The organism is Leucobacter sp. WKLB1 (assembly GCF_059696215.1).
In genome coordinates this window covers 139791-157279 of the sequence record NZ_AP046115.1, presented here as the reverse complement: position 1 = coordinate 157279, position 17489 = coordinate 139791, and the positions used below count along the sequence as shown (strand labels likewise).

General features: G+C 68.0%; 17 protein-coding genes. 6 read left to right on the top strand and 11 right to left on the bottom strand.

From position 1 onward, the window contains the following. Position 1: 1 nt before the first annotated feature. The 3 genes from ACZF5Y_RS00740 (at position 2) to ACZF5Y_RS00730 (ending at position 3387) form a co-directional block, all read left to right on the top strand. Positions 2-754 (top strand): alpha/beta fold hydrolase, encoded by a 753-nt coding sequence (locus tag ACZF5Y_RS00740; RefSeq protein WP_497533908.1) that lies wholly within the window; start codon positions 2-4, stop codon positions 752-754. Next, entirely contained in the window at positions 751-2232 is a 1482-nt protein-coding gene (locus tag ACZF5Y_RS00735; RefSeq protein WP_497533907.1) for an aldehyde dehydrogenase, read from the top strand. The genes ACZF5Y_RS00740 and ACZF5Y_RS00735 overlap by 4 nt, the downstream gene beginning before the upstream one ends. 186 nt (positions 2233-2418) lie before the next feature. After that, complete coding sequence (locus ACZF5Y_RS00730; RefSeq protein ID WP_497533906.1) at positions 2419-3387, top strand: NADP-dependent oxidoreductase; 969 nt, start codon at positions 2419-2421, stop codon at positions 3385-3387. A 255-nt stretch (positions 3388-3642) separates the two neighbouring features. Here the strand turns inward: ACZF5Y_RS00730 and ACZF5Y_RS00725 are convergent, their stop codons facing one another. The 9 genes from ACZF5Y_RS00725 to ACZF5Y_RS00685 form a co-directional block, all read right to left on the bottom strand. Further along, positions 3643-4119 (bottom strand): hypothetical protein, encoded by a 477-nt coding sequence (locus ACZF5Y_RS00725; RefSeq protein ID WP_497533905.1) that lies wholly within the window; start codon positions 4117-4119, stop codon positions 3643-3645. Between the two features lie 24 nt (positions 4120-4143). After that, entirely contained in the window at positions 4144-4425 is a 282-nt protein-coding gene (locus ACZF5Y_RS00720; protein ID WP_497533904.1) for a hypothetical protein, read from the bottom strand. After that, positions 4397-5542: a helix-turn-helix domain-containing protein gene (locus tag ACZF5Y_RS00715; RefSeq protein ID WP_497533903.1), complete on the bottom strand. Its 1146-nt coding sequence runs from the start codon at positions 5540-5542 to the stop codon at positions 4397-4399. The genes ACZF5Y_RS00720 and ACZF5Y_RS00715 overlap by 29 nt, the downstream gene beginning before the upstream one ends. A gap of 55 nt (positions 5543-5597) precedes the next feature. Beyond that, entirely contained in the window at positions 5598-7295 is a 1698-nt protein-coding gene (locus ACZF5Y_RS00710) for an amidohydrolase (RefSeq protein ID WP_497533902.1), read from the bottom strand. Positions 7296-7375: 80 nt separating this feature from the next. Further along, the gene (locus ACZF5Y_RS00705) at positions 7376-8821 is read right to left on the bottom strand and encodes an APC family permease (protein WP_497533901.1); all 1446 of its coding nucleotides are present in this window, start codon (positions 8819-8821) and stop codon (positions 7376-7378) included. Positions 8822-9013: 192 nt separating this feature from the next. After that, entirely contained in the window at positions 9014-10390 is a 1377-nt protein-coding gene (locus ACZF5Y_RS00700) for an NAD-dependent succinate-semialdehyde dehydrogenase (protein WP_497533900.1), read from the bottom strand. A 126-nt stretch (positions 10391-10516) separates the two neighbouring features. Continuing rightward, positions 10517-11110: a short chain dehydrogenase gene (locus ACZF5Y_RS00695; protein WP_497533899.1), complete on the bottom strand. Its 594-nt coding sequence runs from the start codon at positions 11108-11110 to the stop codon at positions 10517-10519. Between the two features lie 171 nt (positions 11111-11281). After that, positions 11282-12130, bottom strand: coding sequence for a cytochrome c biogenesis CcdA family protein (locus ACZF5Y_RS00690; RefSeq protein ID WP_497533898.1), 849 nt, complete (start codon positions 12128-12130; stop codon positions 11282-11284). Positions 12131-12132: 2 nt separating this feature from the next. Beyond that, complete coding sequence (locus ACZF5Y_RS00685) at positions 12133-12906, bottom strand: DsbA family protein (protein ID WP_497533897.1); 774 nt, start codon at positions 12904-12906, stop codon at positions 12133-12135. A gap of 67 nt (positions 12907-12973) precedes the next feature. Here ACZF5Y_RS00685 and ACZF5Y_RS00680 point away from each other — a divergent pair, with 67 nt between their 5' ends. From ACZF5Y_RS00680 to ACZF5Y_RS00670, 3 genes are all read left to right on the top strand, one after another. Next, positions 12974-13675, top strand: coding sequence for a GntR family transcriptional regulator (locus tag ACZF5Y_RS00680; RefSeq protein ID WP_497533896.1), 702 nt, complete (start codon positions 12974-12976; stop codon positions 13673-13675). Positions 13676-13794: 119 nt separating this feature from the next. After that, positions 13795-15171: a hemolysin family protein gene (locus ACZF5Y_RS00675; protein ID WP_497533895.1), complete on the top strand. Its 1377-nt coding sequence runs from the start codon at positions 13795-13797 to the stop codon at positions 15169-15171. After that, entirely contained in the window at positions 15168-16214 is a 1047-nt protein-coding gene (locus ACZF5Y_RS00670) for a hemolysin family protein (RefSeq protein WP_497533894.1), read from the top strand. Before ACZF5Y_RS00675 ends, ACZF5Y_RS00670 begins: the two co-directional genes overlap by 4 nt. Before the next feature lie 62 nt (positions 16215-16276). Here the strand turns inward: ACZF5Y_RS00670 and ACZF5Y_RS00665 are convergent, their stop codons facing one another. Both ACZF5Y_RS00665 and ACZF5Y_RS00660 read right to left on the bottom strand, forming a co-directional pair. Further along, positions 16277-16870, bottom strand: coding sequence for a TetR/AcrR family transcriptional regulator (locus ACZF5Y_RS00665; RefSeq protein ID WP_497533893.1), 594 nt, complete (start codon positions 16868-16870; stop codon positions 16277-16279). A gap of 2 nt (positions 16871-16872) precedes the next feature. Then, complete coding sequence (locus ACZF5Y_RS00660) at positions 16873-17430, bottom strand: hypothetical protein (RefSeq protein WP_497533892.1); 558 nt, start codon at positions 17428-17430, stop codon at positions 16873-16875. Positions 17431-17489: the final 59 nt, after the last annotated feature.

Sequence of the window (17489 nt, the reverse complement as noted above, 5' to 3'; positions counted from 1 at the left end):
CGTGACGACCGGCGCCGTTCCGATCGTGCTGCTGCACGGCGTGGGTCTCGACCGCACGATGTGGGCGCCGGTCGTCGCGCTCCTCGAAGCCGCGGGTCGCCGCACGATCGCGCTCGACCTCCCCGGTCACGGCGAGCGACCGCCGCTGCGCGCCCCGCAGACACTCGAGACGCTCGCCGACGATGTGCGCGAACGGCTCCCCGAGGGCCCGGTGCACCTTGTCGGGTTCTCGCTCGGGGCACTCATCGCCCAGCACATCGCGCGCTTCACCCCTGAACGTCTCGTCTCGCTCACCGCGGTGAGTTCCGTCTGCGATCGCACCCCCGCAGAGCGCGAAGCGGTCGAGTCCCGGCTCGCGACGGCCACATCCGATTTCTCGGCGAGCGCCTCGGCGTCGATCGAGCGGTGGTTTCCTGAAGGATCGCGGGTGGCGTCGCAGACGATCGCCGCGACCCGCGACACACTCCTCGGCAACGATGTCGAGTCGTTCGTGCACGCCTACACCGTGTTCGCGCGCGGCGACCAGCAGATCGCCCCCGAGCTGCCCGCGATTCGCGTACCCGCACTCGCCATCACGGGAGAGCTCGACCCGGGTTCGACGCCCGACATGACGGCACGGCTGGCGCGCGCGATCCCGAACTGCGCATCGCAGATCGTCACCGGAGCGCGGCACATGCTGCCCGTCGAAGCACCGCACGAATTGGCGCAACGGCTGCTCGCATTCATCACCCCTTTGGAAGGAAGCCGACCATGACCGAACGCTTCGGGCACTACATCGACGGCGCATTCGTCGCCCCCGCCACCGACGAATACTTCGCGAGCACCAACCCGGCAACACTCGACACCCTCTACGAGGCCGCCGCCGGCACCGCCCCCGACATCGACCGCGCCGTGCGCTCGGCACGCGCGGCGTTCGAGGGCCACGCCTGGTCGCGACTCACCGCGACCGCGCGCGGTCACCTGCTGCGCAGGCTCGGCGACCTCATCGGAGAGCACGCCGACGAGTTCGCGCTGCAGGAATCGCTCGACAACGGCAAGCTGCTGCGCGAGATGCGCGGGCAGATGCGCGCACTCCCCGAGTACTACTACTACTACGCCGGTCTCGCCGACAAAGTGCAGGGGTCGCAGATTCCGGCGACGAATCTCGACATTCTGAACTACACGCAGCGCGAACCGCTCGGCGTCGTCGGGGCGATCGTGCCCTGGAATTCGCCGCTCACCCTGACCACCTCGAAGATCGCGCCCGCGCTGGCGGCCGGCAACACCGTCGTCGTCAAGCCGAGTGAACACACGTCGCGCAGCACACTGCGCCTTGCACAGCTCGCGACCGAGGCCGGGTTCCCCGACGGCGTCTTCAATGTGGTGACCGGATTCGGCGCCGCCGCCGGCGCTCCCCTGGTGGATCACCCGCTGCTCGCGAAGATCTCGTTCACGGGTTCGACCGCGACCGGATCGCGCATCGCGGCCACCGCGGCGGCACGATTCATCGGCTGCACACTTGAGCTCGGCGGCAAGAGCCCCAACATCGTGTTCGACGACGCCAATGTCGAGAACGCGGCGATGGGGGTCATCGCCGGCATCTACGCCGCCGGCGGCCAGACCTGCATCGCCGGCAGCCGCGTCTTCGCGCACAAGGCCGTGTACGACGAGTTGCTCGAGCGCGTGACCGCACGAGCTCAGAGCATCGTCATCGGCGACCCGCTCGCCGCAGAGACCGAACTCGGCCCGCTCTCGTTCGGCGATCAGCTCGACAAGGTCGCCTCGTACGTCGAACTGGGCGCATCCGAGGGGGCCACCGTGCACTCCGGCGGCGGGCGCCCGCAGCTCGAACTGCCCGGATACTTCTACGAGCCGACCGTACTCACCGACGTGACCAACGACATGCGGGTCGTGCGCGAGGAGATCTTCGGACCGGTCGCCGCGATCCTCCCCTTCGAATCCGAGGATGAGCTCGTCGGCCTCGCGAACGACACCGAATACGGGCTGGCCGCGGGCATCTGGACCAACCAGCTGGCTCGGGCGCACCGCCTGGCCCGCCGACTCGAGGCGGGCACCATCTGGGTCAACACCTACCGGGCGATGTCGCCGATGTCACCTCGCCAGGGTTTCAAGAGCTCAGGCGTCGGCATCGAGCACGGCCTCGAATCGATGCACGAGTACACGCGACTCAAGAGCGTGTGGATCAACACCGACGAGGGCCCGGTCGCCGACCCCTTCGTGATGCGCGGGTAGGCACCGCAGCCACTCCGGCTGGTTGCGAGGGTCGCGCCCGCGCTCCTCACAACCAACTCACGCTCCCCGCATTGCCGAATGTGACGCGCTCGGCAACCTCACGGGAAGAGCGCGGGCGGCGCGTTCGTTGGTGCTGGTGAACCCGCCGACCGGCGCGGCTCGCACGCAGACCCGAAGGAGCACCACATGAGCACGACCGTTCAGTACCGCGCAAACGGCGGCGTCGAGCAGCTGCAGCTCGTCGACATCGCGGCCCCCGAGGCCGGGCCCGGGCAGGTGCGGGTGCAGGTGCGCTACGCCGGGCTCAACCCGGTCGACTGGAAGATCGTGAGCGGCGCGTTCGACCCCGTTGATGGCGTATCGGGCAATGGCACCGACTTCGCCGGAATCGTTGACCAGGTCGGCGACGGCGTCGACGGGTTCAAGCCCGGCGATCTCGTGTTCGGCGGGCTCTCGCAGCAGGCGCAGACTGCGTCGCTGCTCGTCACCGACCCGGCGACGACCCTCCACCTCGTGCCACGCGGCCTCGGGCTCGACACGGCGGGCGCCCTGCACATTACCGGCCGCACGGCGATCGCGGGGATCCGCGCGATCCGCCCCACCGAGGGTGAGACCGTCGTCGTGTCGGGTGCGTCCGGCGGCGTCGGAGTGCTCGCCGCCCAGCTCGCGCTCAACCTCGGCGCGCGCGTGCTCGGCATCTCGAGCGAGCGCAATGCGGCCGCGCTCCGGTCACTCGGCATCGAACCGATCTCCTACGGCGACGGGCTGGCGGATCGCCTCCGCGCCGCCGCACCCGACGGCATCCACGCAGCATTCGCGACGCAGGGGCCCGACGAGCTCGACTTGTTCGCCTCGCTCGGCGTACCGGCCGACCGCACGAACTCGATCGGGGCCGGTCCGGGCGCTGCCGAAAGCCACGGCGTGCACACCGACGGCAGCGGCGTCGCGAAGCACGGCGACCTCGACTGGCTGGCGAAGGCAATTGCGTACGGGCACATCCAGGCCCCCGTCGAGCGGGTGTTCGACGTCGCCGAGGTGCACGAGGCCTACCGCTTCTTGATCGAGGAGCACCCGGTCGGCAAGGTCGTACTGCAGTTCCCGGCGACCCCGCTGACTGCGGAGCAGCGCGCGGCGCTGCTCGACCCGGCGGCGTAGAGCGCGGCTCCGCCCGCCCGCGCCTCTCCCGACCCGCCCCGCCCACGGCGCCGACCCAGCCCCGACCCGGCCCAGACCTCGCCGAGCGCCTCCTTTCTCGCCGAATCCCTCCGATGTGTGCGCGCATTTCGCAGGGGCTCGGCGAGAAAGGAGGGGCTCAGGAGGCGCTCGGCGGAAGATGGGCGGCGGGGCCGAGGACGGCGGCACGGGACCGGCGGGCGCGGGGACGGCGGCGCGAGGACGGCCGCGGGCCGCCTACCGCCAGTCGGCGGCGAGGCGGCGCAGCTTGCGACCGCGCCACCGCCACATCAGCGCCAGGCCCGGCCGGATGAGCGGCGCGGTCGGCCCCGCGATGTGCAGCTCATCGGTCCACACGGCGCGGTGGACTGACGCGCGCGAGCGCGAGATCGTCATCTCGTGCCGCCACTCGGTGAGCCCCGACAGCGGGCCCGAAAGCGCTTCGCCGTGGTCGCGCATGGTGCGGGGCCACCCGTCGGGGTCGGGCGGTAAGAGATCGGTGATCCGGATCGCTTGCTCCCCCACCGGCACGACCCCGAACGCCGCGAGCCGCACGCGCACCTCGCTGCCTGTGGTCAGCGCCTCCGGAAACTCGCCGCGCGGCGTCATCGCGAGCAACGGGGCGTAGAGCGCGCCGACCACAAGCGGATCATGCAGCGCTCGCCACGCAGCCTCGGCGGTGCAGGGGGCTTCGAACTCGGTGCGGATGCGCATGCCCCCAGTGTGCCGCGTGGCGGCTCAGGCCGCGAGCATGGGAGTCGCGGTGACTCCGGGCAGCGCGCGCAGGTCGGCGGCGACCGACTCCGCGAGTCTGGCATCGCCGAAGCGGTACGACACCCAGAGCTCGATCGGTTCGTCGCCGTGCGCCCGGAGTTCGGCGACGATACGCGCTGCGTCGGTGCCGCGATCGGCCGGCACGATGAGCACGGGACGGTACAGCCCGCGGTCGACCCCGCTCCAGATGTCGCGCCAGCGGTCGGCTGCATCGGGGTCACCGGCTTCTCCGGGGCTCGGGATCACCGGCATCCACTTCACCGGCACCACCCGCAGCGTAATCAGCAGTGTCGTCGAGCGCCCGGATCGGCAGCAAGTGCGGCGCCTCCGCCGTGAGCGTCGTGCGATGCGAGGGCCGGCGATCCCGAGCCCCGGAGAACCCGGCTAACTGCGGCAGCGCAGACCCCGAGTCGAAGGTGTCAGGAGCCGCCGCCGAGGTGACGACCGCAATCGGGGTCGCGCTGCGCCGCGTCGGGCGGCCGGTCGGCAGCGCCACGGCGCGATGCTGCTCGACGAGCTGCGGCAGAGGCTCACCCAGCGGGTCGAGGTCGTCGCCTGCATGTACTCTGCCGCGGTGCGCGGTGCGGTAGGCCGCGGGCGTGCACCCGAACCAGGCGCGGAACGCGCGCGTGAGGTACTTCACGTCCGAGAACCTGCAGGCGTGCGCGATCGACACCATCGTGTCGTCGCTCTCGAGCAGCAGCACCTCGGCCCGCGTGAGGCGCAGGTTCGTGAGGATGTCGCTGAAGCTCATGCCCATCGCGTCGCGGGTCAGACGGGAAAGCGCGCCCTTGCTGTAGTTCATCTCGGCGCTGATGCGCTCGAGCACATTGCGCTCGGATGCGTGCGTGCGCAACAGCGTGAGCATGGTGCGCAGCAGCGCACGGCGAGTGTGGTTGATGATTCGGCGACGGTCGTAGTACTGCTCGACCCCGTAAAACTCGATCAGATCGTGCAGCAGCGCCGAGACGAGCGGCCGACGGCCTGCGGGCGACGCCGCGAAGATCGTGAGCAGCGCATCGCGCAGGTAGGCCTCGGTTCCCAGATATCGAGGCAGGTCGAACGACTCGCAGGCAAAGATCTTGCTCGGCAACTCGGGGAACTCATCGTCGAACGCAGCGACATCGATCTGCAGCGTCACGACGGTGCATTCGCTGCGCCCCTCGAAGGCATGCGTGTCGCCGGCGTTCAGCAGCGCGAAATCGCCCTCCTCGAGCAGATATTGCTCACTGCTCACCTGCACGTCGAGCTCACCCCGCAGCGCGTAGACGAACTCGATGATCTCGGGGTGCCGGTGCACCGAGGTGCGGCGTACCGCGGCGGCTTCGACGGCGATTCCGTCGATTCCTCGGTGCGCGCGCATGGCAGTCAGCATAGACCGCCCGAACCGGTCAGCGAGCTCGGCCCCGCACCGCACGCTATCGCGAACGCGCGTCGAGCGATCCTGAAATGACGCGACCTTCGAAGAGCACGGCATCGCAGCGAATCCCGGCGAGCGCCGACGGCTCGACGTCTGCCGGGTCGGTGCTGAGCACATTCAGGGTCGCCCGCTTGCCGGCCTCGAGTGATCCGGCGCGCTCATCGATGCGCAACTGTCGTGCGCCGTTGATCGTGTAGCCCTCGAGCAGCAGTTCGAGGGGCAGCCGTGCCCCGGGCTGCGGGCGGGCGCTGCCCGGGAAGCGTTCGGGGGCGAGTGGGTATTCCGGATCCACGCGCGTGTGCGCGACCTGCATGCCGAAGAGCGGGTCGCCCCGGTGCAGCTCGTAGGCCGTGACCACGTCGCTCGCGAACGTCACCGTGGCACCGTGGCGGGCGATCGCGGTGAAGTCGTACATGCGGTTCCAGCGCTCCTCGCCGAGGTGCTCGATGGCGCCCTCGCCGAAGTAGGCGCCCGACCAGTGGGGAGTCCAGTTCACGAAGATGCCGAGTTCGGCGGGGCGATGCATGTCTGCGGGGTCGACCAGCTCGCAGTGCGCGAGCGTGATGCGGGTGCCCCACTCCTCACCCCCTGCGGCGAGCGCCCGCTGAGCGGCCTCGGCTGCGTCGCAGGCGGTGCGGAAGGCCCGGTCGCCGACCAGGTGGATGTGCACGTCGATGCGCTCCCGGCTGCAGAGCTCGAAGCACGCCTGCAACTCGGCGGTCTCCATCTGGATCTCGCCGCGGTCGTCGGCCCGATGGGATCCGCAGAGCGACTCGAGCACCGCGCTGTTGCCGCTCTCGTTCGTGCCGTCGAGAAAGAGTTTGAGCGCGTTCACTCGGATGCGATCGCTGCCGTACTCGGCGTCGAGTCGCTGCGCCCGCCTGATCGCCTCCGGAAGATCGGCGAGGGTGCGGAACCGCACGGCGCCCGAGTATTGCAGGTGCAGTTCGCCGCGCTCTTCGAGCTCGGCGAGCGAGCGCACCACGTCGTCGTCCATGAGCATGGCGTCGAACAGGGCTGTGACGCCGCGCTCGGCCATGAAGTCGAGGAAGCCCGCCTGCAGCCGCTCAGGGGTGATCTCTTCGGGCGGCGCCCATCCCAGCGTCGCGTACATCGTGTCGATGAACCGTGCGTGCACCATCTCGCGCAGCAGGCCGGTGGGTTCGCCCTCGTCGTCGCGCACGAACATCTCGAGGCCCGGCACCGGGTCGGGCGTCTCGCGCGTCACTTCCATGAGTTCAAGCATCTTGCTGTTGACCCAGTGCTCGTGCTCGCTGAAGTCTTGGCACAGCACCGGCCGGTCGCTGACCGCGGTGTCGAGCAGTTCTTTCGTGGGCGCACTGCCCGCGAAGAGCGTGCTCGGGTAGTACTCGAAGTACAGAAACGGCGCTTCTTCTTTCGGATGCTCCGCCGCGTATGCGCGGATGAAGTCGAGCAGCTCGTCGACGTCGTGCGTCCACGGCAACCGCACGTGCCAGGCACTCTTCGTCACCATCTCGGGGTGCGTGTGGCTGTCGACGAAGCCCGGGATCACCGTGCGCCCCCCGAGGTCGATGACGGCGGCACCGGGGTGTTCGGGACGCCCGGCGGCGGGCCCGACGAACGCGATCGTGTCGCCGTCGATCACGAGGGTGTCGGCCTCAGGCCGCTGCGGGTCGAGGGTGCGGATGCGGGCGTTGGTGAGCACGGTGAGCACGGGAAGATCTCCGATCGATCGTACGTGACGAGGTGGTGTGGGGCAGCAAGACAACGGGGCAGCGGGCAGCGGGTGCCGGATCAGCGGGACCCGCCCGGGGCACTGACCGATGCTGGGTCGGCGCCGGTACCCTCGGCATGAGCCGCACCGCTGTCGCTGTCGTCGTCACTGTCTGCGGCCTCGTCGAACTGGATGCCGGTGGGCGGTGTCTTGAAACCGCGCGTCGCGAATGCGAGGTAGGCGACGCCGATCGCGAGCCAGATGCCGCCTAGAATCTTCGCGTGCGCGTCGATGTTGAACCAGAGCACGGCATTGACCGCGATGCCGACCGCCGGGAGCACCAGGTACTTGCCGATGTCGGCCGGTGTGCGACGCCCCTCGCGCACGAAGTAGTGGTTGAAGACCGCGTAGTTCACCATGATGAACCCGGTGATCGCGCCGAAGCTCGTGAGCGACGCCGCCCCGAACAGGTTCTCGGCGTAGAAGATCGCGGTCAGCGAGATGAGGCCCGTAAGCACGATATTGCCGACGGGAGTGCCGAAGCGGGGCGACAGGCGCCCGAAGAATCGTCGTGGCAGGATGCCGTCGCGACCCATGCTGTAGAGCACGCGCGACACCGCGGTGATCGCTGCGGTGCCGGCGAGGATGCTCGCGAGCTGATCGGTGAGGAAGAACGAGAACGCCAGCGGTTCGCCGCCGATCTGCGGCAGGAGCTCGAAGATACCCGTGTCGGCGTCAACGATCTCGGCGTAGGCGTTCGGCCAAGCGATCTGCAGGAAGTAGGCGATCACCGCGAAGGCGATGCCGGCGCCGATGCAAACGATCATGATGGCGCGGGGCAGCGTGCGTTGGGGCTCGTGCGCTTCTTCGGCAAGCGTCGAGACGGCGTCGAACCCGAGGAACGAGACCGCGAGAATCGAGCTCGCCCACAACAGATTGCCGCCGTCGAACCGGGCCAGATCGAGAATGGCGTCGGGTACGAAGAGGTGGCCGCTGCCGCCCCCGCCGAGCACGAACCCGATGATGAGGCCGACCAGCACCACGCAGAACAGCACCTGCGCCGCCACCAGCACGACGTTCACGCGGCCCGACACCCGGGCGCCCAGAATGTTGATGCCCATGCCAAAGACGGCGGCGAGGATCACCCAGACGAACACGGGCACTTGCGGGACGTACTCATTCATGTAGACGCCGAAGAGCAGGTAGCAAATCATCGGCAGCAGCAAATAGTCGAGCAGTAGCACCCAGCCTGCGGCGAAGCCGGCCCAGGGGTTCACCGCTCGCTGCACGTAGGTGTACGCCGATCCTGAAATCGGAAAGGCCTTGACCATCTGCGCGTACGAATAGGCGGTGAAGAACATCGCGGCCATCGTCACGAGATACGCGAGCGCCATCATGCCGCCGGTCAAGCTCGTGGCGATGCCGTAATAGTTGAAGACCACCGTCGGGGCGAGATACGCGAGACCGAACGCCACCAGATGCCGCAAGGAAAGCACCCGCTTGAAACTGCCCGTGCGCTCGCCCATGTGATCCTCCTCGCTGAGTGGCGCAACGATCGCGCCAGTGCCAAGGTACGGCGGCGGAGCTCGCGACAACATGACGATTCGGGCCGAGTCGCATGACGCGGAGTTAGCGCCTGCGCTGCGTTCCGCGCCACTAACGACAGCGGGCCGCGAGGTGGCTTTCCACCCCGCGCCCCGCTGATCAGCGTCGAACGCCTACTTCGCGACGAAATACAGTCGCTTGTTGGCGAACTCCCCAATACCGATCGGCCCCATCTCACGACCGAAGCCCGAGTGCTTCACGCCGCCGAACGGCAGCTCGGCCGACTCCGCCGCGATGATGTTCACGTGGCTCATGCCCGTCTCGAGCTTCGACGCGACGCGCGCAGCGCGCGCCTCATCGGTCGAGAACACCGAGCCACCGAGACCCAACGCGCAATCATTGGCGAGCTCAAGCGCTTCCTCATCACTCGACACCTTGTACACCGTGGCGACCGGGCCGAAGATCTCGACCCCGTACGACTCGGAATCGCGCGACACGTCGACGAGCACCGCGGGCGAGTAGTACGCCGCAGGGCCATCGGAGAGCACGCCGCCGGCAAGCAACTTCGCACCTTCGGACACAGCCTTCTGCACCTGGGCGTCGACCTTCTCAGCCGCCGCACGCGACGAGAGCGGCACGAACTGCCCCTCCTGCAGGGCGAGCTGATCACCCGGCACCAGGCCCTCGGCGAGCTTCACGAGCTCGGCGACGAACTCATCGTAAATGTCATCCATCACGATGAGGCGCTTGTTCGAGTTGCACACCTGGCCCGCGTTGTAGACGCGGAAGTCCCAGGCCTGCTTCGCGACATCTGCCACGTCGTCGGAGTCGAGCACGACCATCGCGTCGATACCGCCGAGCTCAAGCACGGCCTTCTTCAGGTTCGAGCCGGCCTGCGCACCGATGATCGCGCCGGCACGCTCGGAGCCGGTGAGCGAGACGCCCTGCACGCGCGGGTCAGCGATGATCGTTGCGATCTGGTCGTGCGACGCGAAGACGTTCTGGTAGCCGCCGACGGGAACGCCAGCCTCTTCCATGATCTCCTGGATCGTCAGCGCCGAACGCGCACAGACGTCGGCGTGCTTCAGCAGGATCGTGTTGCCGAGCACCAGGTTCGGAGCCGCGAAACGGGCGACCTGGTAGTACGGGAAGTTCCACGGCATCACGCCGAGCAACGTGCCGACCGGCAGGTGCTCGATGATCGCCTTGCCCGGAATCGTGCTCGGAATCTCGGCATCCGTGATGAGGCTCGGGCCATACACCGCGTAATAGTCGATGATCTGCGCCGCGAACTCGACCTCGTCGATCGACTCCGCGATCGACTTGCCCATCTCAAGCGCGATCAGGCGAGCGAGCTCGTCCTTGCGCTCGATGAAGATCTCGGCAACCCGTTTGACGACCGCGGCGCGCTCTTGCACGCTCTGCTCCCGCCATTCCCGGTATACGGCGTCGGCGCCCGCAAGCGCCTCCTCGATCTGCGCGTCGGTCGCGGCCTCGAACGTCTCGAGAACCTCACCCGTGGCAGGATTCTGCACCCGGTACTTGGACATGAATATCGTTCCTTCAGATAGGGATGGTGCAGCTGTGCACCACGAACAGCATGCCCGCAACCAGCCCCGAAATCCACTGCGCCTGGGTGCTTTGCAGCCGGCATGGTGCTCGGAGAGCGGCCCGGTTCAGTCGACGGGGTAGGTACGACCGGTGTCGTTGCCCTCGACTGAGCGCACGTAGGCGAGACCCACGCGCTCATCAGAAACGGGCTCGAACCCCGCGAACGCCTCGTGATACCCGGTTGCCGACGCGAGCACGTTGGGGCTGACCGCGTTCAGGCGGATCCCGCGCGGAAGTTCATTGCCCGCGGAGCGCACGTACGATTCGACCGCACCGTTCGCCATCGCGGCGGCGGCCCCGGCAGGCAGCGATTCGCGCGCCAGAATGCCCGTCGTGAGCGTGAACGACCCGTGGTCTTCGACGAATTCGAGACCGATGCGCACGAGCGAGAGCTGACTGAGCACCTTGCCCCGGAAGGCAGAATCAAGGTCTTCGGCGGTCAGCTCAGGTGCGGGCTTGAACGGAGCCGACCCGAACGCCGAGACCACGGCATCGAAGCGACCCAGGTGCTCGAAGGCGGCGCGAATCGACTCGGGATCAAGCAGATCGATTGCGGGGTCGGTGCTGCGGCTCAGCCCGACGACGTCGTGCTTGGCGCTCAGCGCCCGTGCTGCGGCCGAACCCACGTGGCCCGAAGCTCCAACGATCAAGATGCGCATGATGCTCGCTCTCTCCGCCTCGCGGCGGATCGGATTCATTCCCGCGGCGGATGCCGCCTCGTCTTCCATTTTCTACGCTGGAGCACATGGAACCTCAAGCCATCATCATCCTGACCATGACGCTCCCCGGCGTTATCGCCTCGGCGGTCGTCGCACTGAATGCGAAGCGCATCAACGTGGCGATGCGGGCGCAGCGAGCTCAGCGCGCTGCCGCGCGAGCCGCGCACGACGCCGCGACCACCACAGCGCGATAGCCGCGATCACGAGCACGACGCCGACGACGACGAAGTCGGGTACGGATCGCGATTTCGCGAGCACCCACCCTTCGAGGCGCACCTGATCAGAGGCGCCGAGTACCCCGCCGAGACTCGTGGTGCCGCGCGTCACCAGCATGAACACGCCGATGCCGATGGTGAGCACGCCGCCGATGATGCCGGTCCAGGTATTGCGCCACCACCCGACGCGCACCTCGCGAGGGCGCACGATGCGCCGCACGAACGGCAGGCGCGTCCACAGCAGGCTCAACAGCAGCAGCGGCAAGGCCATGCCCGCCGCGAAGACCAGCAGCGTCACCCCGCCGAGCAGCGCGTTGCCCGAGACCGCGGCAACCGTGAGCACGGCTCCGAGCAGTGGCCCGGCGCAGACGCCCGCGAGGCCGTATATGGTGCCGAGCGCGTAGACGGAGAGTGCGGTCGTGCCGCCGCCGTCACCCTCGCGGCCACGCATGAACGGCAGCGGCACATTGAGCAGCAGCAGCGCGCCGAGCACGATAACGACGATTGAGGCGACCAAGACGAACCCGTCGCGGTGCGCGTTGACGAACGCGCCGAGCGTGCCGGCCAGCACACCGAGCGGCAAGAGCGTCGTAATGAGCCCGAGGGTGAAGACGCCGGTGCGGGCGACCATCGCCCCCGGCGAGGTGAACGCGTACGAGAAGAACGCCGGCAGCAGCATCACCGAGCAAGGGCTCAGCAGCGTGAGCACCCCGCCGAGAAACGCCCCGAGCAGGCCGAGTTCCACGGTCAGGCGGCCGAGTCGGGTGCCGCTTCGATGGCGGTGTCGAGGAAGTCGCGGAACGCGTCGATCGGCTGCGCACCCGACAGCGCGTTGGTGCCGACGGCGAAGAACGGCACGCCGGTGACTCCGAGCTGCTGCGCGGTCGACGTGCTCTGCTGCACGGCGGCGCGCAGTGCCGGATCTGCGAGGTCGGCCTTGAACTTCGCGATATCGGGCACACCGACCTCTTTCGCGAAGCCGATGAGCTGCCCGACCGGCAGGTCAGGGTGCCCCTCGGCGGGCGCCGCCGCATACACGGCATCGAGGTACTCGATGAACTTGCCCTGCTCGCCGGCGGCGCGGGCAGCAACCGATGCGGTCTCCGACTCCTCACCGAAGAACGCCACGTCGCGCACCTCGATGCGCACCTGGCCCGATTCGACGTACTCGTCGACAATCGTCGGCAGCGTCTCTTGGTTGAACACGGCGCAGTAGGGGCAGCGCATGTCGGTCCACTCGACGAGCACAACGGGCGCATCGACGTCGCCGATCGCCATCGGGTCGGCCGGGTCACGAGTCTCGAACCCGGCCGGCGCCGCGGCCTCCCCCGCACCCGATCCGGTGCCGTCTGCGCTGGAATCGCCCTGCTTCGCCCCCGCCCCGAACGACCCGGTCCCGTTATTCATCGACGCTTGCGCAAAGATGACAACGCCGAGGAAGACGATGACGGCGGCCGCGAGAAAGAGCCACGACTTGAGGCGACGGTTGGAGGCGCGTGAGGAGGATGATTGCTGCGACACCAATCTAGGATACAAGATGTATCCTGCACGGTCTGAGTTGAGTCTGGGAAGGCGCAGAATAGTCATCATGCACGTTGCCCCCGCCGACTCCGCCGCCGACCGCGCGTACCGCACAGTGCTCGACGACATTCTCACGGGCGCCTACGTCGGCGGCACGATGCTCAGCGAGTCCACCATCGCCGCGTCGGTGGGCGTGAGCCGAACCCCCGTGCGCGCGGCGCTCATCCGACTCCAAGACGAGGGCTGGCTCACTATCTACCCCAAGCGGGGCGCGCTCGTGCGCGAGGTGAGTGCGCAGTCAGTCGCCGACCTGGCGCAGTCGAAGGTGCTCCTCGAGTCGGGCGCAGTGCGCTCGGCGTGCCCGACGCTGCGCCGCCGCACGGCCGCAGCACTTCGCGAGCAGTTGCCCGCGCAACGCGAGCGCCTCGAGGCGCGCGATCTGCCGGGGTTCGTAGAACTCAGCATCGACTTCCATCGTTCATTCGTCACCGCAGCGCGCAACGCCGTGCTGACCGAGCTCTACGATCGGTTGGCGGATCGCCAGCGCTTCCTGCTCTTCAGTTACGGGCAGCGGCTCTTCGATCGCAGCGACGAGATTCTGGCCGAGCACTCGGCGATGCTCGACGCCCTTGAGGCCGCGGGTGCGTACTCCGATGCACCGCACGCGCCACTCGATTCCGATGCTGCGGCGAGCGCCGAGGCATCACTTGCGCGTTTCGATGCGCTGCTCCGGCATCACCTCAACGAGACCTACCGGCTCGACCCGTAACGACCCGCACGGCGCGTCACGGCACTTTCACGGTTTTCCTCAGTAATTTCGATGACTATGGACGACAGACCCGGTCATAGTACGAAGCTCACCTTTTCAGCGTTGGTTGGAGGTGAGCGATGACAGGGGAAATCTGGGGCCTCCTTGCGGGGGTCCTCTTGACGCTCGGTACGGGCGTCTTCGTGGCGTCCGAGTTCGCACTGGTGAACTTGGATCGCCCCGAGCTCGAGCAGCGCCGCGCCCGCGGTGAGCGGCGACTGGGGCCGACCATCTCGGCGCTCAAGATCACGTCGACCCATCTCTCGTCGGCGCAGCTCGGCATCACGCTGACCACGCTGCTCGCCGGCTACACGTTCGAGCCCGCGATCAGCTCGCTGCTGCGCGGGCCGCTCATGAGCATCGGCGTGCCCGAGGCGGGCGTCGTCGGTGTCGGCGCGGTCGTCGCGATCGTGCTCGCCACACTCTTCTCGATGATCTTCGGCGAGCTGATCCCGAAGAACTTCGCGCTCGCCGTGCCGCTCGCGACCTCGAAGGTCGTGATTCCGCTGCAGATCGGCTTCACCTTCCTGTTCCGCCCCGTCGTCGCGCTGCTCAATGGCACGGCGAACCGCCTGATCCGCTCGATGGGCATCGAACCAAAGGAAGAGCTTTCGGGTGCCCGCACGGCCGAGGAACTCAGCTTCCTCGTGCGACGCTCGGCGCTCGAGGGATCCCTCGACCACGACGACGCCACCATGCTGCATCGCACCCTCTCGTTCTCCTCGCGCACCGCGGAAGACGTGATGACGCCGCGCGTCGTCGCCGAGATGCTGCCCCGCACCTCCACCGCCGCCGACATCGTGGCGCGCAGCGTCGAGACCGGGCACTCGCGGTTCCCGGTGTTCGGCGACAGCGTCGACGACATCGTCGGCATTGTGCACGTGAAGTCGGCCTACGGTGTCGACTTCGAGCGCCGCGAGTACACCTCGGTCTCCGAGATCATGTCTGAGCCCGTGCGCGTGCCTGAGGCCGCCGGCGTCGAATCGCTGCTCGAGGTGCTGCGCCAGCGCGGCTACCAGTTCGCGGTCGTCGTCGATGAGCACGGCGGCACCGCGGGTGTCGTGACGCTCGAAGACCTGGTCGAAGAGTTGCTCGGCGAAGTGCGTGACGAGCACGACGAGCTCGACGAAGAGGTGGCGATCGACGGCGATGCGATCCTGTTCCCCGCGTCGTTGCGCCCCGACGAGCTGTGGGATCGCCTCGCGATCCGCGTGCCCGAGAGCGAAGAGTACGAGACCGTCGCCGGCTACGTGCTCGAAACGCTCGAGCGCATCCCAGATCTCGGCGAAGAACTGCCACTCGAACACGGCACCCTGCGCGTCGAGGAGTTCGAGGGCGCCCGCATCACGCGCCTGCGCTACGCATCGCACGATGTGGCCACCGACCCCGCCTTCGCGACCCGCGATCGGGTGATCGAAACCTTTGAACGAGGCATCGACCAGGAGGCCGCACGATGAACGAGTACCTGCCCGGCCTCATCTGGCTCGTCGTCCTGCTGGTGGTGAACGCGTTCTTCGTGGGCGCCGAGTTCGCCGTCATCTCCGCCCGCCGCTCGCAGATCGAGCCGCGCGCGGCCGCCGGCAGCAAAGCCGCGAAGACCACGCTCTGGGCGATGGAGCACGCGACGCTCATGCTGGCGACCAGCCAGCTCGGCATCACCGTCTGCTCGCTGGTCATCTTGAACGTCTCCGAGCCGGCGATCCACCACCTGCTCGAGATCCCGCTGCTCGCCTGGACCGGCCTCACCGCCCAGGCCGTCTCGATCACGGCGTTCATTGTCGCGCTCGTGCTCGTGACCTTCTTGCACGTGGTGTTCGGCGAGATGGTGCCCAAGAACCTCGCATTCTCGGTGCCGGATCGCGCCGCCCTGCTGCTCGCCCCGCCCCTCGTGTTCGTGTCAAAGGTCGTCGGCCCGCTCATCAAGTCGCTGAACTGGATCGCGAACGGCTTCCTGCGCATGTGCGGCGTGCAGCCGCGCGACGAGGCCAACACGGCGTTCACCATCGACCAGGTGGCTTCGATCGTCGAGCAGTCGACCCGCGAGGGCACGCTCGAAGACACGAGCGGCACCATCACGGCCGCATTCGAGTTCACCGAGAAGCGCGTCGCCGACGTCGAGGTGCCGCTCGCGTCACTCGTGCGTCTGCCCCTCGACGCGACCCCGCGCCAGGTGCAGCAGGCGGTGTCCGAACACGGGTATTCGCGTTACGTGCTGCAGTCGACCGACGGAACTCCCGAGCGCTATTTGCACCTCAAGGACATCCTCGACCTCTCGTCGGCGGATGAGATCGATACCCCCATCCCGCTCGACCGTATGCGTGAGCTGCCGACGGTAACTGGCGACGCCGAGGTCGAGGAGGCGCTCGAACTCCTGCGCGAGCGCGGGGCGCACATCGCCCGCGTCGGCTCCGACGAGACCGGCTTCACCGGCGTGCTCTTCTTGGAAGACATCGTCGAGGAGCTCGTCGGCGAAGTGGAAGACACCGCGCACGCGCTGTAGCCCCCGCACACGCCAACGGCCCCGGCCCGGTTCCTTGGGAAGCCGGGTCGGGCCGTTCGTGTTCAGCCCACGGGTCGCGCAAGCTCGTCGAAGTGATGGGCGAGAATCTGCAGCGTCTGCGTCGACGTCTCGGTGTTGCCACCCCACAGGTCGTGCATCGCGAGTCCGTCGAGCAGCGCCCGCAGGCGCCGCGCTTCGGCCGCTGGATCCCGCCCGTCACCCAGCTCCCCGGCGTGCGCGAGAATCTCGATCGCCGAGGCGCAGGCGCGATCGACTCCCGCGCTGAGCCTGACCGCGGCGGGCCGCAGCGTGTCATCTGTCAGCGCGAGCACGCCGAGCTGCACTTGAGCGATCAGCTCTGCGCGGCGCACGTCGTCGAGCGGCAGCAGTTGCGCCAGAAGCCCCTCGGCAAGCTCCCGGCTCTCCAGATCGAGTGCCGCGATTCTCTCAGTCGCGCGCGCTTCAATGCGTTCGAGGCAGTACACGCGCAGTGCGTGCTGACTGGGAAACACGCGTCGCAGTGAGGCCGCTGCGATTCCCGCCTCGGTGGCGACTCCGCGCACCGAGAGACCTCCCAGCCCGTCGCGCTCGAGCACACGCAGTGCTGCTGCGCCGATCTGCTCGGTGCGCAACTCGGCATCGATTCTGCGCGTCATGTTTAGGCCCGCACTTCGACGGGATGCTGCTCCGCGCTGGGCTTCTTCGGCCATATCGTGTAGCTCAACGCCCAAATGCACTCGATCACGACGATGATTCCCAGGATGCGAAAGAAGCCGGCGAGCGCCGCCGTGCGGGCCGCATCGTCGACCACCGCGATGATCGCGCCCAGGATTGCCGCAGCGATGGCGACAGCAATCAATGTGAGCCCCAAATCTTTCCAGCACTTGGTCGCGTAACGCGCCCCGTACAGTCGCTCCGGTGCCGGGCCGCCCGCGAACCGCTGCTTGAATCGGATGTCGGCCCAGGCGACCATGCGCTTGCCGTAGGCGATGGAGACGCCGATGTAGATCGCTGCGAGTCCGTGGTGCCAGGAGGCCGTGCCCCCGCCGAGCAGATCGACCACCACGAGCAGCAACAGCACCGCATCGATGACCGGGGCGAGCAGCAGCAGAGCGGCGCCCAGGCGCGGTCGTCGCAGCAGATACCGGGCCGCGAGCCCCGCCAGGATCGCCACCCAGAACGCGACCTCGCACACCACAATTGCCACCAGGATCATGCCCGGCTCCCCTCGTTTATGAGTACGAGTGTACTCATAAAACTGAGGCGCGCCACCGC

Excerpts from the sequence above, each read along its gene's own strand:
- ACZF5Y_RS00730 (WP_497533906.1), top strand. The coding sequence starts at position 2,419 with ATGAGCACGACCGTTCAGTACCGCGCAAACGGCGGCGTCGAGCAGCTG.
- ACZF5Y_RS00735 (WP_497533907.1), top strand. The coding sequence starts at position 751 with ATGACCGAACGCTTCGGGCACTACATCGACGGCGCATTCGTCGCCCCC.
- ACZF5Y_RS00725 (WP_497533905.1), bottom strand. The coding sequence starts at position 4,119 with ATGCGCATCCGCACCGAGTTCGAAGCCCCCTGCACCGCCGAGGCTGCG.
- ACZF5Y_RS00680 (WP_497533896.1), top strand. The coding sequence starts at position 12,974 with ATGCACGTTGCCCCCGCCGACTCCGCCGCCGACCGCGCGTACCGCACA.
- ACZF5Y_RS00675 (WP_497533895.1), top strand. The coding sequence starts at position 13,795 with ATGACAGGGGAAATCTGGGGCCTCCTTGCGGGGGTCCTCTTGACGCTC.
- ACZF5Y_RS00660 (WP_497533892.1), bottom strand. The coding sequence starts at position 17,430 with ATGATCCTGGTGGCAATTGTGGTGTGCGAGGTCGCGTTCTGGGTGGCG.
- ACZF5Y_RS00700 (WP_497533900.1), bottom strand. The coding sequence starts at position 10,390 with ATGTCCAAGTACCGGGTGCAGAATCCTGCCACGGGTGAGGTTCTCGAG.
- ACZF5Y_RS00665 (WP_497533893.1), bottom strand. The coding sequence starts at position 16,870 with ATGACGCGCAGAATCGATGCCGAGTTGCGCACCGAGCAGATCGGCGCA.
- ACZF5Y_RS00705 (WP_497533901.1), bottom strand. The coding sequence starts at position 8,821 with ATGGGCGAGCGCACGGGCAGTTTCAAGCGGGTGCTTTCCTTGCGGCAT.
- ACZF5Y_RS00715 (WP_497533903.1), bottom strand. The coding sequence starts at position 5,542 with ATGCGCGCGCACCGAGGAATCGACGGAATCGCCGTCGAAGCCGCCGCG.
- ACZF5Y_RS00695 (WP_497533899.1), bottom strand. The coding sequence starts at position 11,110 with ATGCGCATCTTGATCGTTGGAGCTTCGGGCCACGTGGGTTCGGCCGCA.
- ACZF5Y_RS00670 (WP_497533894.1), top strand. The coding sequence starts at position 15,168 with ATGAACGAGTACCTGCCCGGCCTCATCTGGCTCGTCGTCCTGCTGGTG.